This is a genomic window from Klenkia terrae, from assembly GCF_037083865.1.
GTDB classification, from domain to species: Bacteria; Actinomycetota; Actinomycetes; order Mycobacteriales; family Geodermatophilaceae; genus Klenkia; species Klenkia terrae.
This window is the reverse complement of sequence record NZ_JBAPLV010000026.1, coordinates 26885-51155: the sequence shown is the minus strand read 5'-3', so window position 1 is coordinate 51155 and position 24271 is coordinate 26885. Positions and strand designations below refer to the sequence as shown.

Sequence of the window (24271 nt, the reverse complement as noted above, 5' to 3'; positions counted from 1 at the left end):
CCGGGCGGGGCCCGTCAGGTCGTGGGCGGGGTGTCCTGCGGGTGCAGCCGGACGGCGACCAGCGCGATGTCGTCGTCGTTGCGGCCGTCCACCAGCCGGCCGACCAGCCCGTCGCAGAGCTCGTCGAGGGTCGCGCCGGCGAGGTCGGCGACCGCGTCCTGCAGCCGGACCAGGTCGTCGTCCAGGTTGCTCGCGCGGCGCTCGACCAGCCCGTCGGTGAACAGCAGGATGGTCGACCCGCGGCCCAGGACGACGGAGCGCTCGGTCCGCGTGGTGCTCGGGTCGACGCCGAGCAGCAGGTTGCTGCGGCGGTCGGAGAGCACGGCGATCCGGCCGTCCTCGTGGACCACGACCGGGGGCAGATGGCCGGCGTTGGACCACACCATCCGGGTCAGCCCGTCCCGGCGCTCCTCGGGGGTCTGCTCGAACCGGGCGACCGAGGCGGTGGCCAGGGTGGACACCTGCAGCACGTCCATCGCGCGGTCCAGCCCGCGGAGCACCTCGGCCGGGCCGGCGTCGCTGTAGGCGGCGATGCCGCGCAGCAGGCCGCGCAGCTGGCCCATGGCCGCAGCCGCCTCGATGTCGTGGCCGACGACGTCGCCGATGACCAGCATCGTCATGCCGCTGGGCTGCAGGAACGCGTCGTACCAGTCGCCGCCGACCTTGGCCGACTGCGTGGCCGGCACGTAGCGCACGACGATCTGGGTGTGCTCGGGCGCCGGGGGGTCGGTCAGCAGGCTGCGCTGCAGGCCCTCGGCGACCTGGGACTGCCGGGCCAGCAGGTCGGCGTTGTCCAGCGCCAGGCCGACCCGGTCGGCGATCTCGCGGGCGGTCGACTCGTCGTCGGGGTCGTGCGGCCGGCCGGGGGCCCGGTAGAGGGTGAGGGCGCCGCGCACCCGGTCCCGGCCCAGCACGGGCAGCACCAGGCAGGTCCCGGCCTCCAGCTGGTCGTGCAGGTCGCGGGCCTCGCCCTCGGCGAGCGCGTCCCGGACCTCCGCCGCCGAGGCGCGGACCACGTCGCCGCTGGTCAGCGCGCGGGCCAGCGGGGACACCATCGACTGCGCGGCGATCCGGGTGCGGGCGTAGCGCTGCAGCAGGGACCGCTGCGGCGGGTCGGTGTGCCAGGAGCCGACGTCGCGGGGGCGGCCGTCGTCGGACAGCAGGGTCACGATGCAGCCGTCGGCGAGCACCGGGACCAGCAGGCGGGGCAGCTCGGCGACGGTGCCCGGGACGTCGGGGGCGTCCAGCAGCGAGCGGGCGACGGCGGCCAGCATCGCGAGCCGGGCGGCGGCCGCCTCGGCCCGCCGGGTGGTGAGCGTCCGCTCGGTGGTGTCGGTGAAGAACAGCGACAGCCCGTCCGGGGAGGGCCAGCACAGCACCTCGTACCAGGCGTCCAGCGGGGCCGGGTAGTACGCCTCGACCAGCTGCGGCTGACCGCTGTCGACCGCGGTCTGGTAGGCCCGCTCGAAGGGGCCGCCCGTGGTCCCGGGGAACACGTCGAAGACGCTGCGGCCCAGCAGCTCGTCGCGGTGCAGCCCGACGAGCCGCTCGGCCGCGTTGTTGACGACGATGAACCGCCATGCGTGGTCCATCGAGAGGTAGCCGGTGGGCATGGCCTCCAGCACCCGGGAGGTGCGGGTCTCGCCGTCGTGCACGGCCGTGGTGTCGTAGGCGACGCCGATCAGCCGCGCCGCGGTCCCGGTCGCGTCGGCCAGCGCCTGCCCGCGGGCCTGCACCCAGCGGGTGCCGCCGTCGGGGAGCACGATCCGGTACTCGGCCTCGTAGATGCCCAGGGTGTCGATGGCCCGGGCGATGGCCTGGCCGACCCGCTCGGCGTCCTCGGGCAGCACCGCCCGGTTGAACGCCGCGATGTTCCCGTCGAAGGTCTCCTCGGTCAGCCCGAAGATGTCGATCAGGCGCTGGTCCCAGGTCAGCTCGTCGGTCGCGAGGTGCCAGTCGAAGCTGCCCACCTGGCCCGCGTCCATGGCCAGCGACCAGCGCGCGCGGTCGGCCTCGTGCCCGCGCCGCACGGTCTCGGCGCGCTGCTGGGCCGCGCGCAGCTGCAGCTCGGAGCTGCAGGCCTCGGCCAGGCCCCGCAGCACGTCGAGGTCGCGCTCGGTCCAGTCGTGCGGCTGGTCGTCGATGGCGCACAACGAGCCGACGACGGTGCCGTCCTCGGCCACCAGCGGCATGCCGGCGTAGGCGACGACCCCCAGGTCGGGGATCGCCAGGTTGTGCCTGACCAGGGGGTGCTCGCGGGCGTCGCTGATCACCAGGGGCTCGGCCGAGGTCACCACGTGCTGGCAGAAGGAGTGGCTCAGCGGGGTGCTGCGGGCGGTCTGCCACGGCTCGGGCAGGCCCTCGGCGCCGGGGAAGACCTGCTCGTCGACCGACACCAGGCTGACCAGCGCGACCGGCACACCCAGCGTCGCGCGGACCAGCCGGGCGAACCGGTCGAACGCCGGGTCGGGTGCCGCCGGCAGCGGGGTGGTCGCGGGCAGGGCGTTCGGCGGCAGGGCGTCGCCCATCGCTGCCTCCGTCCCCGTCGTCGTCCCGACGGCGGACGCGAGTCAGGGCCCGGGGAGCCTACGCGCCGGTGCCAGGATCAGGGGTGTGGCCGACGTGGAGATCGTGGGGCTGATGGCGTCCGGGCAGCACCGGTACGACAGGCGGCCGGGGACCGAGGTGCCCCCGCAGGACGACGACCGGCGCGACGAGCTCGTCGTCCGGGCCGGGTTCGGGGTCGTGGGCGACCGGTACGCCGGCAAGCCCGCCCACCGCGACGCATCGGTCACCGTGCTCGCGGTGGAATCGCTGGATGCGCTGGCCGCCGAGCTCGGGGTCCCGCCGTTCGACCCGCTGCTGGCCCGGCGCAACGTCGTCCTCCGCGGGGCCGACGTCGACGCCCTGCGCGGGCGCACCTTCACCCTGGGCGGGGTGACCCTGCTCGGCGGCCGGGCGGCGAACCCGTGCCGCTGGATGGACGTCGTCCTCGCCCCCGGCGCGCACCGCGGCCTGCGGGGCCGCGGCGGCGTCCGCTGCCGGCCGCTCACCGACGGCGTGCTGCGGCTGGGGCCGGCGGAGCTGGTGGTGGACCCCGCCGTGTGACCGCCACCACCGCCGAGGCAGTATCCGGGCATGGACGTCATCGGGCTGCGCCGGGAGCGCGAGGTGCTCACCGTCGCGCTGCAGACCGACCGGCACGTGGTGCTCGAGGGCCCGCCCGGTACCGGCAAGTCGACCCTGCTGCGCTCGATCGCCGCCGACGTCGGCACCGAGGTGGTCTTCGTCGAGGGCAACGCCGAGCTGACCCCGGCCCGGCTGGTCGGCCAGTACGACCCGGCCGCGGTGATGACCGACGGCTACGTGCCGACCAGCTTCACCGACGGCCCGCTGCTGACGGCCATGCGCGGGTCCGGGCTGCTGTACCTCGAGGAGCTCAACCGGATCCCCGAGGAGACGCTCAACGTCCTCATCACCGTGCTCACCGAGGGCGAGATCGCCGTCCCGCGGCTCGGGCGGGTGCGGGCCGCAGCCGGCTTCCGGCTGATCGCGGCGATGAACCCCTTCGACGCCATCGGCACCGCCCGGGTCGGCCAGGCCATCGCCGACCGCATGTGCCGCGTGGTGCTCGGCTACCAGGACGCCGACGCCGAGCGAGCGATCGTCAGCCAGGTGACCGGGGCCGACCCCCGGCTCGTCGTCCTGGCCGTCGCCCTCGTCCGCGCCACCCGCGAGCACCGCGACCTGCGCACCGGGTCCTCCGTCCGCGGCGCCAACGACCTCGTGCTGCTGCTCGACGGCCTGCTGCGCATGCGCGGCGAGGAGCTCGTCGACGGCCGGGAGACGGTGCGCGACGCCGTGCACGCCGCGCTGTCGGGCCGGATCAAGGTCGTGGACGGCGTCGACCGCACCCCGGAGTCGGTGCTCGACCAGATCCTGGACGACCTCTGGCCCGCCGACGCGCCACCGCCCGAGGAACCCGACGACGACGAGGACCGCGACCCGGGAAAAGCTGAGGGCCCGCAGGCGCAGCAGCCTGCGGGCCCGGACTCGCCCAGCTCCTCCTCGCGCGACCGGAAGAACGCCCAGCGGTCCCGGTCGACCCCGCGGCAGGAGCTGCAGCGCCAGCACGAGCAGTTCGACCAGGTCAGCCCCGAGGTGGGCGAGCTCGACGAGGGCGCCTTCTCCGCCCTGCTCGCCGAGCGCCCGGACGACGCCGCTGCCCTGCTCGCCGACCTCGGCCGGGCCACCGACCGCGAGCTGCGGGCTGCCGCCCACCGGCTCGCCCGCCGGGTCTTCGTGCAGGTCGCCCGGGTCGGGACGACGCGCTCCCGCGGCACCCGCCGGCTGGTGCCCAACCGGCGGGCCGACGGCGACCTCGACCTGGACCGCACGCTGGACCGCTGGACGGGGGAGTGGCCGCCGGCGACCGAGGACCTGGTCACCCGGACCTGGACCGGGCACCGCCGCGCCGTCTGCCTGGTTGTCGACGCCTCGGGCTCGATGCAGGGCCTGGGCGTGGCCATCGCCGCGGTGGCCGCCGCCGGGGTGGTGCTGGCCGGCGACGAGAAGCTGACCACCAGCGTGCTCAGCTTCGCCGGCGACGTGACCGAGCTGCAGCCGCTGGGCCGGCGGGTGGCCGCGGAGGAGCTGGTCGGCCGGCTGGTCTCGCTGCGCGGGCACGGGATGACCGACCTGGCCGGCGCGCTGCGGGCGGCCCGGCGGCAGCTGGCACCGGCGGTGGTGGACGAGCGGGTCGTCGTCCTGCTGTCGGACTGCCTGCACACCGCCGGTGACCCCCCGGAGTCCGCGCTGGCCGGCATCGACACCCTGCACGTGCTGTGCCCGCTGCCCACCGAGGAGGCCGAGGCGGCGTCCCGGGCGCTGGCCGCCCGTGGTGCGGGCCGGGCCGAGATGGTCCGCTCGGTGACCGACACCGGCCCGGCCCTCACCCGCCTGCTGGGCTGACGGGCCAGCCGGCGCCGGTCACCCGGGGGGTCAGGCGCGGGCGCCGGCGGTCCGGCCAGCCAGCACCTCGGAGGGGCGCTGCTGCTCCCCGGCGTAGCTGCTCACCGCGACCAGCGCACCGGTCAGGGCGGGGACGACCCACTGCAGCTTGTCCAGCTGCAGCTGGGCGGCGGCCGCGTCGGCCTTGGTCTTCTTGCTGGGCTTGGTGCCCGAGCGGCCGGGTGCACCGGCGGCGGACACGCGCTGGCCGAGCAGCCGGCTGTAGCCGGTGACGCCGAGGGCGGCGACGGTCAGCAGCGTCTTGGCCGTGGACATCGTGCCGACGCCCGGCTGACCGGCGACCCGGCCGGCGTTCGCGCGCAGCTGGCCCACGCTGCCCAGCAGGTGGGCGCCGATCGCGACGGCGTTGACCGGCGTCCACCGGTCCCAGCCGGTGTTGGCCACGTCGCCGGTGGCCTGGTCGCCGTCGGCCTCCGAGGCGGCGGCGTTGAGCGCGACGGCGTTGGCGAGCGTGCCGCCGAACCAGGCGGCGAGGCCGACGTCGTGCAGCGAGCGGGAGAGGGTGTTGCGGGCCATGGGGTGCTCCAGGGGTGTCGAGGTCCGGGGGATGCCTGCCCGACCCGGCTACCCGGGCCGGCCGGGGCGGCATGCCCGGATCCGGGCGGCCGCGGGGACGGCCCGCGCGGGACCCCGCGACGGGGGGTGAGAATCGGCCACCGTGCCCTCCATCCTGCTGGTCGACGACGAGACGGCGATCACCGACAACCTGGCCCCGTTCCTGGTCAGGGCCGGGTTCGAGGTCGTGGTGGCCGGTGACGGGGACGCCGCGCTGGCCCGGATCGCCGACTCCGCGCCGAGCCTGGTCGTGCTCGACGTCCTCATGCCCGGGCGGGACGGCCGCTCGGTCCTGCGCGAGGTGCGGCAGGGCGGCGGCACCGTCCCGATCATCCTGCTGACCCAGATCGGTGAGTCCGGCGAGCGGGCCATGGCCCTGGAGGAGGGCGCCGACGACTACCTCAACAAGCCCTTCGACCCGCACGAGCTGGTCGCCCGCATCCGTGCGGTGCTCCGCCGCGGCACCCCGCCGGCCGGCCGGTCGCTGACCGCGGCCCAGCGGCTGCGCAGCGGGTCCCTGGTGCTGGACCGCACCTCCCAGCGGGTCTTCCGGGACGACGCCGAGGTGGTGCTGACCCCCCGCGCGACCACGCTGCTGGCCTTCCTGATGTCCCACCCCGGCGAGACGGTGTCCCGCGAGCGCCTGCTCGAGGAGGTGTGGGGGTGGTCCTTCCACACCAGCACCCGCACGGTGGACACCCGGGTCGCCGAGCTGCGCCGGGTGGTCGAGGTCGACTCGGCCGACCCGCAGCTGGTGGTCACCGTGCCGGGCGAGGGCTACCGCTTCGTCGGCACCGTCGAGGCCGGCTGATGGCCCGGACCGTGGGCTGGGTGGTCGCGGTGCTCCCGCTGGTCGCCGGGGCGGTGCTGGCCTGGCTGGGGCAGACCGGCCGGCTGCCGGGCGAGCGGTACGACGTGGGCGCGCTGCCGGGGGACTGGGCGCTGGCGGCCGGCGGTGCGGTCACGGCGGTCGCCGTCCTCGTGCTGCTGGTGGCCACGGTGCGGGACCGCCGCTGGGGACGGCGGCTGCGGGACCGCACGGCCGAGGCTGCGCAGGACCGCCGGCTGCTGCTGTCCCGGCTGGACCACGAGCTGAAGAACCCGCTCACCGCGATGCGGGCGGCCACCGCCAACGTGGCCGCCGGGTCGGACCCGGCACAGGCCGCCGCGGTGCGCACCATCGAGGAGCAGGTGCTGCGGCTGAGCCGGCTGACCACCGACCTGCGCAAGATCGCCGACATCGAGAGCGCCCGGCTGGACCGCCGCCCGGTGGACCTCGCCGACCTCATCGAGGAGATGGTCGACGTGGCCCGGGACCTGCCCGGTGCCGCCGAGCGCGAGCTCGCGCTGGACCTGCCCCGGGCGTCCTGGCCGCTGCCGCCGGTGCCCGGGGACGCCGACCTGCTCTCCCTCGCCGTGGCGAACCTGCTGGACAATGCGCTCAAGTACACGCCGCCCGGCGGCCGGGTCGAGGTCCGCGCCCGGGAGGCGGCCGGGTCGGTGGTGGTCGAGGTCGCGGACACCGGGCAGGGCATCGCGCCCGACGAGCTGCCGCAGGTGTGGGAGGAGATGTACCGCTCGCCCTCGGCCCGCGCCGTCCCCGGCAGCGGCCTGGGCCTGCCTCTGGTCCGCGCCGTCGTCGAGCGGCACGGCGGCCACGTCACCGCCGACAGCCGGGTCGGCGAGGGGACAGTGGTCCGCCTCAGCCTCCCCGTCTGAGGGTCAGGCGGCGACGTACGCCGACTGCTCGATCTGGCCGGCGCTGCAGACCGGGCCGTAGGACCAGGTGACCGACAGGGAGTCGGTCTCGTCCGGCGGGATCACCGTCAGGCGGCCGGGGGTGGGCTCGCAGTCGCCGGTGGTCGGCTCGGAGCCGGTGGCGACGACGGTCCAGTGCAGCGTGGAGGCCACGGCCTGGCCCGGCTGCAGGGTGACGGTGCGCGGGGCGGGGTCGACCCGGACCTGCTGGGTGGGTGCCGCGCTGCCGTCCTGCGCGACCAGGCCGATGCCGCCGTAGCCGTAGACGGTGCACACCTCGCCGCCGGTGTTGGTCAGCGTGAGGGTGGCGTACCGGTTGCCGGCCGCGGCGTCGCCCTGGGCCAGCGACCCGGTGAGCTCGCTGGTGTGGCAGCGGTCGGGGCCCCCGGCCGTCGTCGGGTCCGCGCCGCTGGGCTCGGGCGCGGCGGTTACGGCCGGCGCCGACCCGGTGGACGACGGGGCCGCCGCGGTCGTCGCCGCGGGCGTGGTGGGGCTGCTGGCCGCCGTCGTGGTGGGCGAGGAGCTCGCCTCGCCGTCCTCGGTGCCGCCGGAGAAGGAGCACGCGCTCAGCGCCAGGCCGCCGGCGAGCAGCACGGGCAGGGCCAGTCGGGTCGTCCGGTTCGTCATGACCAACATGTTGCCCCCGCCAACCACCGCTCTCACCTGCGGGTACGTCACCGTCCGGTGGGACCGGTCACCGATCGGTGACACCCGACCCCGGACGTGCGAGGACCCCGGATGCCAGCACGCATCCGGGGTCCTCGGGTAGAGGGTGCGTCAGCGGCGGACGGACCGCTTGCCGGTGACGCTCTCGGCCACGCCGATCAGCAGGACGGCGGCCACGATGGCCACGATCGCGCCGATGACGTTCAGCTCGGTGAACTTGCCGGTGCCCAGCAGCGTGGCGACGACGCCACCGATGAGCGAGCCCACGATGCCCAGGCCGAGCGTGGCCAGGATCGAGAGGTTCTGCTTGCCGGGCTTGATCAGGCGGGCGACGGCGCCCACGACCAGCCCGAAGACGAGGAAGCCGATGATGCCCATGGTGGTGCTCCTGACGTGAGGTGGTCGCCGACGGACGTCTGCGACGGGTAGGACGCCTCTACCCATGGCCCGGATCGGCTAACCCACCCAGGTCACCCGCACGGGTCACCCCGTCCGCCGCGGGTCAAGGACGGACCCGCTCGTGCCGAATCCGTCCTCGAGGCGCCGCCCGGGTGCCGCACGGAGGAACCATGACCCCGCACGAGGCAGCAGGTACGAAGCCGAAGGGCTCGCCCTGGCGCATCCTGGTCACGGTGCTGGGCACGCTCGCCGTGATCGGCGTCGAGTTCGTGCTGCTGTACGGCGTGTACTCGCGGGCGACCCCGGTCGCCGCGCAGCGGGCGGTCGTCGCCGAGGCCGTCGGCCAGCTCTCGGTCGCGATGCCCGTGGACGCCGCCGCACTGGCTGCCTCGCTCGACCAGGCCTCGGCCCGACTGGCCGACCTCGGCGCCCCCGCCGACCAGGTGGCCGTGGTCGCAGCTGCCGGTGCTGCCGTGCAGGGTCCGCCCGGAGTGCTCAACGAGGCCCGGCTCGCGGTCACCGACCTCGACGCCGAGCTCGCCGACCACGCCGCCTCGCTCGACGTCCAGGCCATCGTCGCCTACGTCAGCATGCTGGTCATCGCCTCGGTCGGGTGGATGGTCTGGTTCCGCCGGCTGGTGGGCCGGCATCGCCGCCTGCAGGCTGAGGTCACCGAGCAGGCCGCCCTGGTCGCCAGCGAGGGCCGGCTGGCCAGCCTGGTCCGGCGCAGCGCCGACGTCATCGTCGTGCTGGGCACCGACGGCCGGGTCGGCTACGCCACGGACTCCGCGGCCGGCCTGTTCGACGTGCCGGTGGCCGAGCTGCTGGGCACACCGATCCACGACCGGGTGCTCCGCGCCGACGCCGAGCCGCTCGTCGCCCTGCTCGACGCCCGCCCCGAGGCCGACGCCGAGGTCGGGTTCCGCCTGGTCCGCGCCGACGGCCGCACCGTGCACGTCGAGGGCGTGTTCACCAACCTCCTGGACGACCCCGGTGTCGGCGGGCTGGTGCTGACCCTGCGCGACGTCACCACCCGCGTGGAGCTGGAGACCCAGCTGACCCACCAGGCCCTGCACGACCCGCTCACCGGGCTGTCCAACCGCCGGCTGTTCGGCGACCGCCTGGACCACGCCCTGCGCCGCCGCGGCACGCGCGAGCTCACCGTGGTGCTCTGCGACCTCGACGACTTCAAGGACGTCAACGACCGCCTCGGCCACGCCGCGGGCGACCAGCTGCTGGTCGAGGTGGCCGCCCGGCTGCGCACGGTGGCCCGCGAGGGCGACACCGTGGCCCGGCTCGGCGGCGACGAGTTCGCCCTCCTGCTGGAGGACACCGGGATCGAGGGCGCCCGCGAGGTCGCCGACCGCATCCACGACTGGCTGTCCCGCCCGGTCACCCTGGAGGGCGAGACCCTGCTGATCAGCGCCAGCGTCGGGCTGGCCGACGTCCTCGCCGAGGGCGTCACCGGCGAGGAGCTGCTGCAGCACGCCGACGTCGCGATGTACCTGGCCAAGGACGGCGGCAAGCACAGCACCGCGGTCTACGAGGCCTCGCTGCACTCCGCCGCCCTGGAGCGGCTGCAGCTGCGCGCGGACCTGCAGCGTGCCCTGGACGTCGGCGAGCTGGTCCTGCACTTCCAGCCCACCATCACCCTCGGGCCGGGCGAGGACACCGCCCCGACCGTGCACGGCTTCGAGGCGCTGGTCCGCTGGCAGCACCCCGAGCGCGGGCTGCTGGCCCCGTACCACTTCATCCCGCTGGCCGAGGACTCCGGGCTGATCGTCCCGCTGGGGACCTGGGTGCTGCAGGAGGCCTGCCGCGCCGCGGTCGCCCTGCAGCAGCCGGGCCGCCCGCACGTGGCCATGTCGGTCAACGTCGCGGTCGCCCAGCTCGCCGCCCCCGGCTTCGTGGAGCTGGTCCAGGCCGCGCTGGCCGACAGCGGCCTGGCCCCCCAGCAGCTGGTCCTGGAGATCACCGAGACCGCGGTCCTGGCCGGCGCCGACGTGGTCGCCCCGCTGCTGGCCCAGCTGCGCGCCATGGGCATCCGGATCGCCATCGACGACTTCGGCACCGGCTACAGCTCGCTGTCCTACCTGCGCGACCTCCCGGTCGACATCCTCAAGGTGGACAAGTCCTTCGTCGACCACGTCGTCGGCGACGAGCAGGGGGCCTCGCTGGCCGAGGCGATCATCGCCATGGGCCAGTCGCTGCACCTGACCACGGTCGCCGAGGGCGTGGAGGACCGGGACCAGGCCGACTGGCTCACCTCCGCCGGTGCGACCTACGGCCAGGGCTACCTGTGGTCCCGCCCGGTGCCGCTGGTGCAGGCCGCCGCCCTGCTGTCCGCGCGCGCCGAGGCGGTCCGCACCTCCTGACCCGGGGGACCGGACCGCACCGGCGCCGCGCGGCCGCCCACCCGCGGCCCCGGGGTGGGGCATGATCGGTGCAGCTCACCGTGCCCGGGGGCGGGACGGGGGAGCAGGTGCCGGACCAGACGCAGACGCTGTTCACCCACGGCACCGACGCCGCGATCCGCGACCTGGTGCTGGCCACCGACTGGTCGACCACGCCGCTGGGCCCGGTCGGCAGCTGGTCGGAGTCCCTCCGGGCCGCCGTGGGCATCTGCCTGAACAACCCCTTCCCCATGCTCGTCATGTGGGGGCCCGAGCTGGTCATGGTCTACAACGCCGGCTACGCCCCGATCCTGGGCGACAAGCACCCGGCAGCGATGGGCCGGCCGTGCGCCGACGTCTGGGCCGAGCTGTGGCCGCTCCTCCGGGACCGCCTGGTCGGCGTGCTGGACGGCACCGCCACCTACGACGTGGACCTGCCGCTGCTCATGCACCGGCACGGCTTCGACGAGGCGACCTGGTTCACCTTCTCCTACTCCCCGATCACCGCCCCCGGCGGCGAGGTGGTGGGCGTGCTCAACACGACCACCGACACCACGGCGCGGGTGCTCGGCGCGCGGCGGCTGACCGCGCTGCAGGGCTTCGCCGGGATCGCCTCGGGCCGGCACGGCGACAGCGACCTGGCCGCGCAGGCGGCCATGTCCGTGCTCGCCCGCGCCGCCGAGGACGTGCCGTTCGGGCTGGTCTACCTGCTGGACCCCGACGGGCGGTCGGCGCACCTGGCCGCCACCACCCGGGGACCGGTGCCCGGGCCCGTCGCCCTGGTCGAGCGGTTGCCCTCGGGGTCGGTCGCCGACTGGGCCTGGACGGCGCTGACCAGCGGCAGGCGGACCGTGGAGACCGGCATGGCCGGCCGGCTCACCGGCCTGGCCCCGCCCGGTCCGCTGGACGACGAGGACGTCGACGTGGCCGTCGCGCTGCCGCTGGTGGTGGCCGGGCAGTCCGCGCCGGTCGGCGTGCTGGTCGCCGGGGTCGCCCCCCACCTGCGCCTGGACGACGACTACCTGGCCTTCCTGGAGCTCGTGGCCGGGCAGGTCGCCGCCGTGGTCACCGACGCGCAGGCCTACCAGGCCGAGCGGCGCCGCGCGGCCGAGCGGGCCGAGGCCGAGCGCGAGGTCGCCCGGGCCGCCACCGAGGTGTCGGTGACCCTGCAGCGGTCCATCCTCGGCCGGGTCGAGCTGCCCGAGGGCTTCGCCGTGCGCTACGAGCCGGCGGCCAGCGCGCTGGAGGTCGGCGGCGACTGGTACGACGTGGTCGAGCTGGCCGACGACGTCTTCGGCGTGGTGGTCGGCGACGTCGTCGGGCGCGGCCTGCCGGCCGCCGCGGTGATGGGCCAGCTCCGCAGCGCCGGCCGCGCCCTGCTGCTGGAGGCCAACGGCCCGGCCCAGGTGCTCGCCGCGCTGGACCGGTTCGCCGCCCTGGTCCCCGGGGCGGCGTGCAGCACGGTGTTCTGCGCCGTCGTCGACCGGGCTGCCGGGGTGCTGCGGTACAGCAGCGCCGGGCACCTGCCCGCCGTCCTGGCCGACGCCGACGGCGGCGCGGTGATGCTCGACGGCGCGCAGTCCCTCCCGCTGGCGGTGCTGCCCGGCCGGCTGCGGCCCGAGGCGCAGGTGCCGCTGACCCCGGGCGACAGCCTGCTGCTCTACACCGACGGGCTGGTGGAGCGGCGGGCCGAGGCGCTGGACGAGGGCATCGCCCGGGCGGTGCAGGCCGTGGTGGCCGGTCGCGAGCTCTCCCCGGGCGTGCTCGCCGCGGTCCTGGTCGACCAGCTGATCGGCGACGACCAGGACGACGACGTCGCGCTCCTGCTGTACCGGCACCCGGCGGAGGTGGCGTCGTCGGCGCGGTGATCGTCGTCGGCGCGGGCCCGGTCGGGCTGACCGCAGCGCTGCTGCTGGGCCGCCGCGGCCACGAGGTACGGGTGCTGGAGCGCCGTCCGGAGCCCCCGGGGGTGCCCCGCGCCGTGCACCTGGACGGCGAGGCGGTGCGGGTGCTCGCCGACGCCGGGGTGGCCACGGGCTTCGCCGCGGTGAGCGCGCCCGGCGCCGGCCTGCGCCTGCTGGACGCCGACCACCGGGTGCTGGCCGAGTTCCCCCGCGGGCCGGGCGCGGCGTCGATGTTCCACCAGCCCGACCTGGAGGAGCTGCTCCGGACCGCGGTCGGGCGGACGCCGGGCGTGGTGCTCGAGACCGGCGTCGAGGTGACCGCCGTCCACCGCACCCGGCGGGGCGCGCGGGTGGTGACGGACCGGTCCGAGCTCACCGCCGACGTCGTCCTGGGGTGCGACGGTGCGCGCAGCACCGTCGCCGGGGCGGTCGGCGGCGGGCAGCGCCGGCTGGCCCGGCCCGACCGGTGGTACGTCGTGGACCTGCTGGCCGACGAGCCGTTGCCGGTCTGGCCCGGCGTCCACCAGGTCTGCGACCCCGACCGGGCCGCCACCTTCATGCCGGTGACCGGGCTGCGCTACCGGGCCGAGTTCCGGCTGACCGACCGGCCGCTGGACCTCACCGCCGAGCTGGCCCGGTTCGGCGCGCAGGACTGCGAGGTCGTGCGGGCCACCGAGTACACCTACGGCGCCCGGGTGGCCCGGCGCTGGCGGTCGGGCCGGGTGCTGCTGTGCGGGGACGCCGCCCACCTCACCCCGCCGTTCATCGGCCAGGGCCTGGGGCTGGGCCTGCGCGACGCCCACCAGCTGGCCTGGAAGGTCGACGCCGTCCTGGCCGGGGCGCCGGAGTCGCTGTTGGACACCCACCGGACCGAGCGGGCCGCGCACGCCGTCGCGCTGATCCGGCTGGCCGCGCTCACCGGCTGGCTGATGACCGCCGGCGGTCCCCGCGCCGCCCGGCTGCGCCGGCCGGTGGCCCGCGCACTGCCGCGCACGCTGCTGGCCGCCGGGACCCCGGCGCTGCGCCGCGGACCCTGGGTGGACCGCCCGCGGATCGGGCCCTCCCGCGGGGTGGGGCGGTTGCTGCCGACCGCGGTGCTGCGCGGCGGGCGCCGGCTGGACGACGTCCTCGGGCCGGGCTGGGCGCTGCTGGTGTGCACCACCGAGGTGCCCGACCTGCCCGCGCTGCCCGGTGGGGCCCGGCCCCGGGTGCTGCACCGGGGGGCGTTGCCCGACCTCGGACCCGCGCTGCGCGACCGGTGGGTGCTGGTCCGCCCGGACCGCGTCGTCGCCGCCGTGGGACCCCGCGCCTGACCCCTCCGCCCGACCCGGCGCGTACGGCAGGATCGCCGGCATGAGCCTCGACGTCGTCGCCCTCCGCGCGCAGTTCCCGGCCCTGCTGGGCGGCGCCGCGCACTTCGACGGACCGGGCGGCACGCAGGTGCCCACGCCGGTCGCGGACGCCGTCCACGCCGCCCTGGTCCAGCCCACCGCCAACCGCGGGGCGACCACGCAGGCCGAGCGGAACGCCGACGACGTCGTGCTGGGCGCCCGCCGGGCGATCGCCGACCTGGTCGGCGGCGACCCGCGCGGCGTGGTGTTCGGCCGCAGCGCCACCGTGCTGACCTACGACCTGGCCCGCACGCTGGCCGCCGGGTGGGGGCCCGGCGACGAGGTCGTGGTCACCCGGCTCGACCACGACGCGAACGTCCGGCCGTGGGTGCAGGCCGCCGAGCGGGCCGGGGCCACCGTCCGCTGGGTGGACTTCGACCCGGCGACGTCCGAGCTCACCGTCGCCGACGTGGCCGCGGTGGTCAGTGACCGCACCCGGCTGGTGGCGGTCACCGGCGCGTCGAACCTGATCGGCACCCGGCCGCCCTTGCCGGCCATCGCCGGCGTGGTGCACGCCGCCGGTGCGCTGCTGCACGTGGACGGCGTCCACCTCACCGCGCACGTGCCGGTGGACCTCTCCGAGCTGGGCTGCGACACCTTCGTCTGCTCGCCGTACAAGTTCCTGGGCCCGCACTGCGGCGCGCTGGTGGCCGCCCCGGCGTTCCTGGAGACGCTGCACCCGGACAAGCTGCTGCCCTCGACCGACGCGGTCCCCGAGCGCTTCGAGCTGGGGACGCTGCCCTACGAGCTGCTGGCCGGGACCACCGCGGCGGTCGACTTCCTGGCCTCGCTGGCCGGGACGTCGGGCGGGCGCCGGGAGCGGCTGCTGGCGGCGTTCCACGCCGTCGAGGAGCACGAGGACGCGCTGCGGGTCGGCCTGGAGGACGCGCTGCGCGAGCTGCCCGGGGTCACCCTGTGGTCGCGGGCCGCCCACCGGACGCCGACGCTGCTGGTGACCTTCGAGGGCCGGGACGCCGCCGACGCCTACCGCTACCTCGCCGCCCGCCGGGTCAACGCCCCGGTCGGGTCCTTCTACGCGCTGGAGTGCTCCCGCCACCTGGGCCTGGGCGACACCGGCGGCCTGCGGATCGGCCTGGCGCCCTACACCGACCAGGACGACGTCGACCGCCTGCTCGACGGCCTCCGCGGCTTCCTGGCCGGCTGACGTCCTGGTCCCGCCCGCAGCGGGTCACCCCACCGTCATCGGGTCGCGTCACGGGCCGACCCGATGACTGCCAGGTGACCCCCTGCGCCGACCCGGGCGGCTACCGGAGCGTGGGGAAGCCGCCGGCCAGCTGGTCGAAGGCGGCGTGCAGGTCGTCGGCCAGCGAGCCGTCGCCGGCCAGCCAGGTCTCGAACGCGGTGGTCGCGGCGGCGCGGGTGGACAGCGCGACCAGCCGGGGGACCAGGCCGTCGGCCCGGGTGCCCGTGCGCCGCGCGACGTGCTCGGCGACCACCCGGTCGACGTCGGCGTAGCGCACCTGGGAGTGCGCCTGCAGGGCCGGCTCGGTGAGGATCAGCCGCATCCGCTCGCGCAGCAGCGGCAGGTCGGCGTCGGCGTAGTCGTTGACCTCGACGTAGGCCGCGCAGATCGATGCCAGCACCGGCTGGTCGTCGGAGGTTGCCGCCAGCATCCCCTCCAGCCGCAGGACGTGGGCGTGGAAGTCCCCCCACACGGTGTCGGCCTTGGTGGCGAAGTGCCGGAAGAAGGTGCGCCGGCTGATCCCGGCCGCGTCGGCGACCTCGTCGGCGGTCACCGTCTCGAAGTCGTGCCGGGTGAACAGGTCCAGCGCCGCCGCCTCGATCCGGGCGCGGGTGGCCTCGCGGGCGTCGGGGGCGGGACCGGTCACGGTCCCGATCATCCCCCTCGGCACCTCCGGGGACCGGGAGGTGCCGTCCCCCTTGTCGGTGGCACTCGGTGCCACTACGGTCGGAGGGGTCAGTGACCCAGCTCACCAGGAGGCACCCGTGCCGGAGCAGACGCAGGCCGCCGAGACCACCGCCCCCGCCACCGAGGAGGTCCTCGTCGAGGACTCGTTGGTGGAGGAGGTCTCCATCGACGGCATGTGCGGCGTGTACTGAGCCGTTGGCCGACACCGCACTCGTCACCGACCCCGCGGCCGGCACCACGCCGGCCGCGGGGGAGGTCACGATCCCCGCCGACGAACTCCCCTTCGACCCCTCCCTGCCGTGGCAGAAGTCCGCGTCCGTGGCGCTGCGCCCGGAGCCCTTCGGCGCGCTGGTCTACCACTTCGGCAACCGCAAGCTGTCGTTCCTGAAGTCCCAGCCCCTGGTGGCGGTGGTGAAGGCCCTCGGTGACCACCCCGACGTCTCCAGCACGCTGCGCGCCTGCGACGTCCCCGAGGCCCAGCACCCGGCCTACGTCACCGCGCTGGCCACGCTCTCGCGTTCCCAGATGATCGAGAAGAGGAGCACCCCGTGACGGCTGTCCTGCCTCCGCGCGCCCCGGCCCAGCGGCCGACCGGCGGCAAGCTGATCGACCAGTTCGAGTACGGCCTGGACGCCCCGATCTGCCTGACCTGGGAGCTCACCTACGCCTGCAACCTGGCGTGCGCGCACTGCCTGTCCTCCTCGGGACGGCGTGACCCCCGCGAGCTGTCCACCGCCGAGGCCGAGGGCGTCATCGACGAGCTGCAGCGCATGCAGGTCTTCTACGTCAACGTCGGCGGCGGCGAGCCCACCGTCCGCCCGGACTTCTGGCACCTGCTGGACTACGCCATCGGCCACGACGTCGGGGTCAAGTTCTCCACCAACGGCGTGAAGCTGAACAAGCAGCGCGCCGCGCAGCTGGCCCGCACCGACTACGTCGACGTGCAGATCTCCCTGGACGGCGCCACCGCCGCCGTCAACGACCGGGTCCGCGGCACCGGCTCCTACGCCACCGCGATCACCGCCCTGGAGAACCTGGCCGAGGCCGGGATGAAGGACTTCAAGGTCTCCGTCGTCGTCACGCGGGAGAACGCCGGCCAGCTCGACGCCTTCAAGGAGCTCACCGACTCCTTCGGCGCCCAGCTGCGGATCACCCGGCTGCGACCCTCCGGCCGCGGGGCCGACGTGTGGGACGAGCTGCACCCCACGATGGCCCAGCAGAAGGACCTGTACCAGTGGCTGCTGGCCAACGGCGACGGCGTCCTGACCGGTGACTCGTTCTTCCACCTGTCCGCGTTCGGGGAGGCCCTGCCCGGGCTGAACCTGTGCGGCGCCGGCCGCGTGGTGTGCCTGATCGACCCGGTCGGGGACGTCTACGCCTGCCCGTTCGCCATCCACGAGAACTTCCTGGCCGGCAACGTGCGCAGCCCCGGCGGCTTCCAGACCGTGTGGCAGCAGTCCGAGCTGTTCGCCGACCTGCGCAACCCGCAGACCGGCGGCGCCTGTACCAAGTGCCAGCACTTCGACTCCTGCCGCGGTGGCTGCATGGCCGCCAAGTTCTTCACCGGCCTGCCCCTGGACGGCCCGGACCCCGAGTGCGTGCAGGGCTACGGCGAGACCGCCCTGGCCGCCCGCGACCTGGAGCTCATCACCCCCAAGTCGCACATCGACCACTCCCACAAGGGCCCCGTCCGCGGCCAGCCCACGCTGCTGGGCATGCCCTCGATCCCGCCGGCCAAGATCTGCGACGAGTCGCCGCTGGCCGGGATGGACCTGCGGTAGCCCGTGCCTCTGACCGACCCCTGGGTCCTCTCGGGTCGGACGGCGCCCTCCCGGGTGCTGTTCGGCCCGCACGAGACCAACCTCGGCTCCGGCCGGGCGCTCTCGCCGCGGCACGTCGCGTACTACGCGCGGCGAGCCGCGGGCGGGGCAGGGGTCGTCGTGGTCGAGGCCGCGTCGGTGCACCCCTCGGACCACCCGTACGAGCGGGCACCGCTGGCCGCCGACTGCGCCCCGGGCTGGGCCGCGGTCGGTGACGCCTGCCGGCCGCACGGCACCGTGGTGCTGGCCGGGCTGACCCACACCGGCGGCCAGGGCTCCTCGGCGTGGACGCAGGCGCCGCTGTGGGGTCCCTCCCGCGAGCCCGACGTCGTCAGTCGGCAGGTGCCGGTGCCGATGGGGCCGGCGGAGTGCGCCGCGCTGGTCGCCGGGTTCGCCGGGGCCGCGGCCACCGCGGTCGCCGCCGGGCTGGACGGCGTCGAGGTGGACGCCGGGCCGCGGTCCCTGCTGCGGCAGTTTCTCTCCGGCCTGACCAACCACCGGGACGACGTGCACGGCACCGACCGGTCCCGGCTGCTGCGGGAGGTGCTGGCCGCCGTCCGGGCCGCGCAGGGACCCGACCGGGTGCTGGCGCTGCGGCTGTCGGTGGACGAGTCGGCCCCCTGGGCCGGGCTGACGCCCGAGGGGTGCCGCCGGCTCATGGCGGAGCTGGCCCCGCTGGTCGACCTGCTCACCCTGGTCCGGGGCAGCGCGCTGGACCAGGCCGCCTACCGGCCGACGGCGTCGCGGACGCCGGGGTTCCACGTGGAACTGCTCGCCGCCGCCGGCCGCACGCCGGTGGTCGCCCAGGGGTCGGTGGTCGACCCCACCTCCGCCGACCAGCTCCTGGCGGCCGGCTTCGCCGCGGTCGAGATGACCCGGGCGCTGATCGCCGACGCGGAGCTGGTCACGACCGTGCGGGCCGAGCGCGATCCCCGGCCGTGCCTGCTGTGCAACCAGGCGTGCCAGGTGCTCGACACCCGGAACCCGCCGGTCAGCTGCGTGGTCGACCCGCGCAGCGGCCACGAGCTGACCGAGCCCGACGTCGATCTCGGGGCCCCGGGCGACGGCCGCAGGGTGGTGGTCGCCGGGGCCGGGCCGGCCGGGCTGGAGGCCGCCCGGGTGCTGGCGCTGCGCGGGTTCGCGGTCGAGGTGGTCGCCCCGGCGGTCGGCGGTCTGCTGCCGGTGGTCGCGGCCGCGCCGGGCCGTGGGCGGTTCGCCGTGTTCGCCGACTGGTCGGTCGCGGAGTGCGCGCGGCTCGGGGTGCGGTTCCGCCCCGGGACGACGGAGGACGCCGACGTGGTGGCCACCGGCGGTCTCCCCGGCACCCCCGTGGTCGCCGGCGCCGTCCCGGCCGCGGACGTGCTGGCCGGTGCTGACCTGCCGCCCGGCCCGGTCCTGGTGCACGACCCGGTCGGCGGTCCGGTCGGCGTGGGGGTGGCCGAGCTGCTGGCCGTAGGCGGCCGCGACGTCGTGATCGCCACCCCGGACGACCTCGTGGGCGCCCGGCTGGGCCCGACCGGCGACCTGGTGGACGCCAACCGCCGGCTGGCCCGCGCCGGCGTCCGCCGGGAGACCGGGGTGCTGCTGCGCGGCTGGTCCGACGAGGTGGCCGAGCTGGCGCACCGCTGGACCGGCGCGGTCACCGCCGTCCCCTGCGCGGTGGTGGTCGACGCCGGCCACCGGCTGCCCGGGACCGTGCTGCCCGACGAGGGCCGGGCACGGTTCGCCGGCGACGTCGTCGCGCCGCGGACGGTGCTCGACGCCGTGCTGGAGGGCCGTCGGGCCGCCCTCGCGGTGGCCGACCGGGTGCCGGTGCAGGCGTGAGCGCGACCCCGGCGCTGGACTCGTTGCTGGTCAGCAAGCCCTGGTACCTGCGGGGCCCGGCGGCGTGGAAGCCACGAACCGGGCGGCCGAGGGCCGCGGCCCCGCAGGGGCCCTGACGGTCCGACCTCCGCTGGGTCGGACCGCGTACAGCCACGCAGCGGGGGACCCGACGAGGAGGAACAACTGATGGGCAAGCTCGAGGGCAAGGTCGCCTTCATCACCGGCGCGGCACGCGGCCAGGGCCGCAGCCACGCGATCCGGTTGGCGCAGGAGGGCGCGGACATCATCGCGGTCGACCTGTGCGCGCAGATGGGGTCGGTCGGCTACCCGATGGCCACCGAGGAGGACCTGGCGGAGACGGTCCGCCAGGTCGAGGCGCTGGACCGGCGGATCGTGGCCAGCGTCGCCGACGTCCGGGACTCGGCGGCGCTCAAGGGCGCCGTCGACGACGGCGTCGCGCAGCTCGGCCGGCTGGACATCGTGCTGGCCAACGCCGGCATCGCGACGTTCGCGCCGGTCGAGGAGCTGACCGACGACATGTGGGACGAGATGATCGCGGTCAACCTGACCGGTGTCTTCAAGACCGTCCGGGCGGCGGTGCCGCACATCAAGGCCGGCGGACGGGGCGGCGCGATCGTGCTGACGTCGTCCACGGCCGGCATCAAGGGCCTGGCCAACCTGGCGCACTACGTCGCGGCCAAGCACGGCGTCGTCGGGCTGGTGAAGACGATGGCCAACGAGTTCGCGCCGGACATGATCCGGGTCAACTCGGTGCACCCGACCTCGGTGAACACCGACATGATCCACAACGAGGAGACCTACGGGCTCTTCCGGCCGGACAAGCCGAAGTCGGAGGTCACCCGCGAGGAGGCCGGCGAGTCGTTCAAGACCATGAACGCCCTGCCGATCGAGTGGGTCGAGCCGGTCGACATCTCCAACGCGATCCTCTTCCTGGTCAGCGACGACGCCCGGTACGTCACCGGCGTCCAGCTGCCCGTCGACGCCGGCGCGGTGCAGAAGTGACGGGGAGGGTCGAGGGCAAGGTCGCGTTCATCACCGGCGCGGCCCGGTCCCAGGGCCGCAGCCACGCGCTGCGGCTGGCCCAGGAGGGCGCCGACATCATCGCCGTCGACGTCTGCGGGCCGATCGAGAGCATCGGCATGTACCCGCCGGCCACGGACGAGGACCTGGCGGAGACCGTCCGCCAGGTCGAGGCGCTGGACCGGCGGATCGTGGCCACCAAGGCCGACGTCCGGGACACCGCGGCCATGAAGGCGGCGGTGGACGACGGCGTCGCCCAGCTGGGCCGGCTGGACATCGTGCTGGGCAACGCCGGGGTGTTCGAGATCCAGCCCGCGCTGGAGCTCTCCGACGAGGCCTGGCGGGAGATGATCGACATCAACCTGACCGGCGTCTGGAACACCTGCAAGGTGGCCCTGCCGCACCTCATCGAGGGCGGCCGGGGCGGGTCGATCGTGCTGACCAGCTCGACGGCCGGGCTCAAGGGGACGCCGAACACGATCCACTACACGGCGGCCAAGCACGGCGTCGTGGGCGTGATGCGGACGCTGGCCAACGAGTTCGCCCAGCACTCGATCCGGGTCAACAGCGTGCACCCGACCGGGGTGGACACCGTGATGATCCAGAACCAGAAGACCTGGGGCCTGTTCGCACCGGACGACCCGGCGCCCTCGCGGGAGAAGGCGGCGCCGATCTTCGAGTCGACCAACGCGCTGCCCGTCCCGTGGGTGGAGCCGGTCGACATCTCCAACGCGATCCTGTTCCTGGTCTCCGACGAGGCGCGCTACATCACCGGCGTGACCCTCCCGGTCGACGCCGGCTACACGGTCAAGTGACCACCGGGGCGGCCGGGGGACACCCCGGCCGCCCCCTCACGACGGGACCCCATGGACCACACCACCCTCGACGTGCGCGCCGTCCGCGAGCGCGTCGCCACCCACCTCGTCGGCCGCGACCGCGAGCTCGACCTGCTGCTGGCCGCCGTGGCGGCCGGGCGCGACGTCCTCGTCGAGGGCCCGCCCGGGACGTCGAAGAGCACCCTGCTGCGGGCGATCACCGCCGAGTGGGGCATCCCCCTGCTGCTGGTCGAGGGCAACGCCGACCTCACGCCCACCCGGCTGGTCGGCCACCACAACCCGGCCCGGGTGCTCCGCGAGGACTACACCCCCGACAACTTCGTGGCCGGGCCGCTGGTGCAGGCCATGCGCACCGGCGGCTTCCTCTACGTCGAGGAGTTCAACCGGGCACCCGAGGACACGCTCAACACCCTTCTGACCGCGATGGCCGAGCGGACGATCACGGTGCCCACGGTCGGCACCGTGGAGGCGGTCGGCACCTTCCGGGTGATCGCCTCGATGAACCCCTACGACGCGGTCGGCACCACCCGCATGCCCACCTCCGTCTCCGACCGCATGTGCCGGCTGGCCGTCGGGTACCAGGACGCCGAGGCCGAGCGCGGCATCGTCGCCCGCCGCACGGGCATCACCGAGCGCCGGCTGGTCGCCGACGCGGTCGCGCTCACCCGGGCCACCCGGGAGCGGGACGACGTCCGGCAGGGCAGCAGCGTGCGCGGCGCGATCGACCTCGCCCTGGTCACCGCCCAGCTGGCGGCGATGCGCGGGGTCGCCGTCCCGGACACCGACGAGCTGCGCGGCCTGCCGGTGGACTACACCGGCACCGTGTGGGACGCGATGGTGGTCGCCCTCAGCGGCCGGGTGCACCTCGACGAGATCGCCGAGCGGACGCCGGAGGGCGTGCTGCGGGAGATCTGGGAGGACCACTTCCTGCTGCAGCCGGCCGCGGCGGAGCCCGGTTGAAGAGCCGTCGAGGCCGACTCGCCGGTCACCCGCCGCGACCGGCCCGGGGCCCCGCGCGGGATGCGGCCGCTGCGCCGCCGTCCCAAGCAGCTGACCGAGCAGCCCAGCACCTACGAACCCGCCCGGGGCGGGGCCGGGCTGGCGCTGTCGTCGGGTGACCGGCGGCGGCAGCGGGCGCGGGTGCAGGGCGGCGGCTCGGCCCCGGGGACGACGGACGAGCCGGCCGAGCTGATCGCGCTGGCCGACCTGGACACCCTCGCCGAGGCCGACGCGGTGACCCGGCAGCGGGCCCGGCAGATCGCGCGCCGGCTGGCCGTGCCGCGCCCGCCGCGCGACCGGCGGGCCCGGCGCGGGGTGGGGGAGCTGTCCAGCGTGCGGTTCGCCGGGGGCTCGGACGCCCTCGACCTCGAGCGCACCCTGGAGGCGGTCGCCGGCAAGCCCTGGCCCGAGGACGACGACCTGGTGGTGCGCGAGCGGCTGCGCCGTCGGCGGTCGGTGGTGCTGGTGGTCGACGTCAGCGGCTCGATGAAGGGCGAACGTCTGCGGACCGCGGCCGCCACGGTGGGCGCGTTGGCCGGGGAGCTGAGCCGGGACGCCCTGGGGGTGGTCGCGTTCTGGTCCGACGCCGCGGTGCTGGTGCCGCTGGGTGCCCCGGTCGAGCCGCTCGCGGTGGTCGACCTGCTGCTGCGGGTGCCCACCCAGGGCCTGACCAACGTCTCGTTCGCGCTGGAGACCGCCGGACGCCTGCTGGCCGGGGTGCCGCCGCGCGACGCCCGGGTGCTGCTGCTGAGCGACTGCGTGCACAACGCCGGTCCCGACCCCCGGATCGCGGCCGCCCGCCTGCCCCGGCTGGACGTGCTGCTGGACACCAGCGGCGAGCAGGACGTCGACCTCGGCCGGGACCTGGCGCAGGTGGGCCGTGGCCGGGTGCGGCTGGTGCGCGACCACACCGACGTCGCCCGAGCCCTCACCGCCGTCTTCGGCGACTGACGCCGTTCCCGGCGTGGATCAGCTGGGTTCACCAGACGCCGTCCTGGCTCACCGGCGTCGGCGAGCCAGGACGCACGGTGCCGCACCCAGCTGATCCAGGCCTGGGCGAGGCGTCAGGGGCGGGGGGCGACCAGGCCGGGGGCGCCGGCGGGGGAGCGGACGAAGTCGACCGCGGTGAGCAGGGCGAAGAACGCGGCGAGCAGGACGACGGCGGTCATCGGGGCACCTCCTGGTGTGGTGCCCCCACGATCACCGTCGTCCCTGCGCGCCGGCGGTGCGTCCCCTGTGGGGATCAGGTGAGCTCGACCTTCTCGTTGTCGCCGCCGGAGTAGGGCTCGCCGGTGACCTTGGCCTTGGCGAAGCTCAGCGCGGTGGCGATCCGGCCGCCGGGGGTGTCCCAGTACTCCGCGGAGTCGCCCTCGACCTTGATGAGCACGATCTCGTCGTCGTCCGGGCCGTCGGGGAACCAGGCGGCGACGCCGGAGTTCCACAGCTCCTTCTTCTTGGCCTCGTCGGTGACCACCGCGGCGCGGCCGGTCAGCGAGATCCAGCTGCCGCCGGAGCCGGCCGCCACGTTGACCTGCGGGTCGGCGGTCAGGTGGGTCACCTTGCGGGAGTCGCGGGCGGCGAAGAACCACAGGTCGCCGTCGAACTCGACCTCCTGCAGCGCCATCGGCCGGCTGGTGAGCGTGCCGTCGGCGGCGTGGGTGGTCAGCATGGCGAGCCGCTGGTCGGACAGCAGCTCGGCGACCTTGCGGGTCGAGTCGTCGGTCATGACCCGACGGTGCCCCCGGACCGGGGATCGCAACCCA

22 protein-coding genes are annotated in these 24271 nt (G+C 75.6%); 16 read left to right on the top strand and 6 right to left on the bottom strand.

Features of this window, described 5'->3' with window-relative positions; all coding sequences use genetic code 11:
* Positions 1-14: 14 nt before the first annotated feature.
* Entirely contained in the window at positions 15-2528 is a 2514-nt protein-coding gene (locus tag UXQ13_RS19375; protein WP_225233501.1) for a SpoIIE family protein phosphatase, read from the bottom strand.
* Between the two features lie 85 nt (positions 2529-2613).
* On the opposite strand from UXQ13_RS19375, the gene UXQ13_RS19370 reads away from it, so the two are divergent.
* Both UXQ13_RS19370 and UXQ13_RS19365 read left to right on the top strand, forming a co-directional pair.
* The gene (locus UXQ13_RS19370; protein WP_336392773.1) at positions 2614-3108 is read left to right on the top strand and encodes an MOSC domain-containing protein; all 495 of its coding nucleotides are present in this window, start codon (positions 2614-2616) and stop codon (positions 3106-3108) included.
* 30 nt (positions 3109-3138) lie between these two features.
* Positions 3139-4971, top strand: coding sequence for an AAA family ATPase (locus tag UXQ13_RS19365; RefSeq protein ID WP_336392772.1), 1833 nt, complete (start codon positions 3139-3141; stop codon positions 4969-4971).
* A gap of 30 nt (positions 4972-5001) precedes the next feature.
* Here UXQ13_RS19365 and UXQ13_RS19360 read toward each other — a convergent pair whose 3' ends face one another.
* Positions 5002-5547 carry a hypothetical protein gene (locus tag UXQ13_RS19360; RefSeq protein ID WP_225233499.1) on the bottom strand — a complete coding sequence of 182 codons (546 nt, stop codon included), beginning with the start codon at positions 5545-5547 and terminating at the stop codon, positions 5002-5004.
* A 142-nt stretch (positions 5548-5689) separates the two neighbouring features.
* Between UXQ13_RS19360 and UXQ13_RS19355 the strand changes: the two genes are divergently transcribed.
* Both UXQ13_RS19355 and UXQ13_RS19350 read left to right on the top strand, forming a co-directional pair.
* The gene (locus UXQ13_RS19355; protein WP_225233498.1) at positions 5690-6397 is read left to right on the top strand and encodes a response regulator transcription factor; all 708 of its coding nucleotides are present in this window, start codon (positions 5690-5692) and stop codon (positions 6395-6397) included.
* Positions 6397-7305 (top strand): sensor histidine kinase, encoded by a 909-nt coding sequence (locus tag UXQ13_RS19350; RefSeq protein ID WP_336392771.1) that lies wholly within the window; start codon positions 6397-6399, stop codon positions 7303-7305. The genes UXQ13_RS19355 and UXQ13_RS19350 overlap by 1 nt, the downstream gene beginning before the upstream one ends.
* Before the next feature lie 3 nt (positions 7306-7308).
* Here the strand turns inward: UXQ13_RS19350 and UXQ13_RS19345 are convergent, their stop codons facing one another.
* Both UXQ13_RS19345 and UXQ13_RS19340 read right to left on the bottom strand, forming a co-directional pair.
* Positions 7309-7971: a DUF4232 domain-containing protein gene (locus tag UXQ13_RS19345; RefSeq protein ID WP_225233496.1), complete on the bottom strand. Its 663-nt coding sequence runs from the start codon at positions 7969-7971 to the stop codon at positions 7309-7311.
* A gap of 150 nt (positions 7972-8121) precedes the next feature.
* Positions 8122-8388, bottom strand: a complete 267-nt coding sequence (locus tag UXQ13_RS19340) for a GlsB/YeaQ/YmgE family stress response membrane protein (protein WP_336392770.1) — start codon at positions 8386-8388, stop codon at positions 8122-8124.
* A gap of 191 nt (positions 8389-8579) precedes the next feature.
* Between UXQ13_RS19340 and UXQ13_RS19335 the strand changes: the two genes are divergently transcribed.
* The 4 genes from UXQ13_RS19335 (at position 8580) to UXQ13_RS19320 (ending at position 15262) form a co-directional block, all read left to right on the top strand.
* On the top strand, positions 8580-10784 hold the full coding sequence (locus UXQ13_RS19335) for a putative bifunctional diguanylate cyclase/phosphodiesterase (protein ID WP_225233494.1): 2205 nt from the start codon (positions 8580-8582) through the stop codon (positions 10782-10784).
* 68 nt (positions 10785-10852) lie between these two features.
* Complete coding sequence (locus UXQ13_RS19330) at positions 10853-12670, top strand: SpoIIE family protein phosphatase (RefSeq protein ID WP_225233493.1); 1818 nt, start codon at positions 10853-10855, stop codon at positions 12668-12670.
* Positions 12667-14019, top strand: coding sequence for a bifunctional 3-(3-hydroxy-phenyl)propionate/3-hydroxycinnamic acid hydroxylase (locus UXQ13_RS19325; RefSeq protein WP_336392769.1), 1353 nt, complete (start codon positions 12667-12669; stop codon positions 14017-14019). The genes UXQ13_RS19330 and UXQ13_RS19325 overlap by 4 nt, the downstream gene beginning before the upstream one ends.
* A 40-nt stretch (positions 14020-14059) precedes the next feature.
* Complete coding sequence (locus UXQ13_RS19320; RefSeq protein ID WP_336392768.1) at positions 14060-15262, top strand: cysteine desulfurase-like protein; 1203 nt, start codon at positions 14060-14062, stop codon at positions 15260-15262.
* Positions 15263-15362: 100 nt separating this feature from the next.
* Here the strand turns inward: UXQ13_RS19320 and mftR are convergent, their stop codons facing one another.
* A complete protein-coding gene (gene mftR / locus UXQ13_RS19315; RefSeq protein WP_225233490.1) occupies positions 15363-15947 on the bottom strand; it encodes a mycofactocin system transcriptional regulator in 585 nt (194 codons plus the stop codon).
* Positions 15948-16065: 118 nt separating this feature from the next.
* Between mftR and mftA the strand changes: the two genes are divergently transcribed.
* The 8 genes from mftA (at position 16066) to UXQ13_RS19275 (ending at position 23459) form a co-directional block, all read left to right on the top strand.
* A complete protein-coding gene (gene mftA / locus UXQ13_RS19310; RefSeq protein ID WP_225233489.1) occupies positions 16066-16179 on the top strand; it encodes a mycofactocin precursor MftA in 114 nt (37 codons plus the stop codon).
* A gap of 4 nt (positions 16180-16183) precedes the next feature.
* Positions 16184-16540, top strand: a complete 357-nt coding sequence (mftB, locus tag UXQ13_RS19305) for a mycofactocin biosynthesis chaperone MftB (RefSeq protein ID WP_336392767.1) — start codon at positions 16184-16186, stop codon at positions 16538-16540.
* Positions 16537-17769, top strand: coding sequence for a mycofactocin radical SAM maturase (gene mftC, locus UXQ13_RS19300; protein WP_336392766.1), 1233 nt, complete (start codon positions 16537-16539; stop codon positions 17767-17769). The genes mftB and mftC overlap by 4 nt, the downstream gene beginning before the upstream one ends.
* Positions 17770-17772: 3 nt before the next feature.
* Entirely contained in the window at positions 17773-19632 is a 1860-nt protein-coding gene (locus UXQ13_RS19295; RefSeq protein WP_336392765.1) for a mycofactocin system FadH/OYE family oxidoreductase 1, read from the top strand.
* Between the two features lie 186 nt (positions 19633-19818).
* The gene (locus UXQ13_RS19290) at positions 19819-20655 is read left to right on the top strand and encodes a mycofactocin-coupled SDR family oxidoreductase (RefSeq protein WP_336392764.1); all 837 of its coding nucleotides are present in this window, start codon (positions 19819-19821) and stop codon (positions 20653-20655) included.
* Positions 20652-21488 (top strand): mycofactocin-coupled SDR family oxidoreductase, encoded by an 837-nt coding sequence (locus UXQ13_RS19285; protein WP_225233484.1) that lies wholly within the window; start codon positions 20652-20654, stop codon positions 21486-21488. Before UXQ13_RS19290 ends, UXQ13_RS19285 begins: the two co-directional genes overlap by 4 nt.
* A gap of 51 nt (positions 21489-21539) precedes the next feature.
* Entirely contained in the window at positions 21540-22469 is a 930-nt protein-coding gene (locus UXQ13_RS19280; RefSeq protein WP_336392763.1) for an AAA family ATPase, read from the top strand.
* 60 nt (positions 22470-22529) lie between these two features.
* Positions 22530-23459, top strand: a complete 930-nt coding sequence (locus tag UXQ13_RS19275; RefSeq protein ID WP_336392762.1) for a vWA domain-containing protein — start codon at positions 22530-22532, stop codon at positions 23457-23459.
* Between the two features lie 292 nt (positions 23460-23751).
* Here the strand turns inward: UXQ13_RS19275 and UXQ13_RS19270 are convergent, their stop codons facing one another.
* A complete protein-coding gene (locus tag UXQ13_RS19270; protein ID WP_336392761.1) occupies positions 23752-24234 on the bottom strand; it encodes a pyridoxamine 5'-phosphate oxidase family protein in 483 nt (160 codons plus the stop codon).
* Positions 24235-24271: the final 37 nt, after the last annotated feature.

Excerpts from the sequence above, each read along its gene's own strand:
- UXQ13_RS19375 (WP_225233501.1), bottom strand. The coding sequence starts at position 2,528 with ATGGGCGACGCCCTGCCGCCGAACGCCCTGCCCGCGACCACCCCGCTG.
- UXQ13_RS19365 (WP_336392772.1), top strand. The coding sequence starts at position 3,139 with ATGGACGTCATCGGGCTGCGCCGGGAGCGCGAGGTGCTCACCGTCGCG.
- UXQ13_RS19360 (WP_225233499.1), bottom strand. The coding sequence starts at position 5,547 with ATGGCCCGCAACACCCTCTCCCGCTCGCTGCACGACGTCGGCCTCGCC.
- UXQ13_RS19350 (WP_336392771.1), top strand. The coding sequence starts at position 6,397 with ATGGCCCGGACCGTGGGCTGGGTGGTCGCGGTGCTCCCGCTGGTCGCC.
- UXQ13_RS19345 (WP_225233496.1), bottom strand. The coding sequence starts at position 7,971 with ATGACGAACCGGACGACCCGACTGGCCCTGCCCGTGCTGCTCGCCGGC.
- UXQ13_RS19340 (WP_336392770.1), bottom strand. The coding sequence starts at position 8,388 with ATGGGCATCATCGGCTTCCTCGTCTTCGGGCTGGTCGTGGGCGCCGTC.
- UXQ13_RS19335 (WP_225233494.1), top strand. The coding sequence starts at position 8,580 with ATGACCCCGCACGAGGCAGCAGGTACGAAGCCGAAGGGCTCGCCCTGG.
- UXQ13_RS19320 (WP_336392768.1), top strand. The coding sequence starts at position 14,060 with ATGAGCCTCGACGTCGTCGCCCTCCGCGCGCAGTTCCCGGCCCTGCTG.
- UXQ13_RS19290 (WP_336392764.1), top strand. The coding sequence starts at position 19,819 with ATGGGCAAGCTCGAGGGCAAGGTCGCCTTCATCACCGGCGCGGCACGC.
- UXQ13_RS19280 (WP_336392763.1), top strand. The coding sequence starts at position 21,540 with ATGGACCACACCACCCTCGACGTGCGCGCCGTCCGCGAGCGCGTCGCC.
- UXQ13_RS19275 (WP_336392762.1), top strand. The coding sequence starts at position 22,530 with ATGCGGCCGCTGCGCCGCCGTCCCAAGCAGCTGACCGAGCAGCCCAGC.
- UXQ13_RS19270 (WP_336392761.1), bottom strand. The coding sequence starts at position 24,234 with ATGACCGACGACTCGACCCGCAAGGTCGCCGAGCTGCTGTCCGACCAG.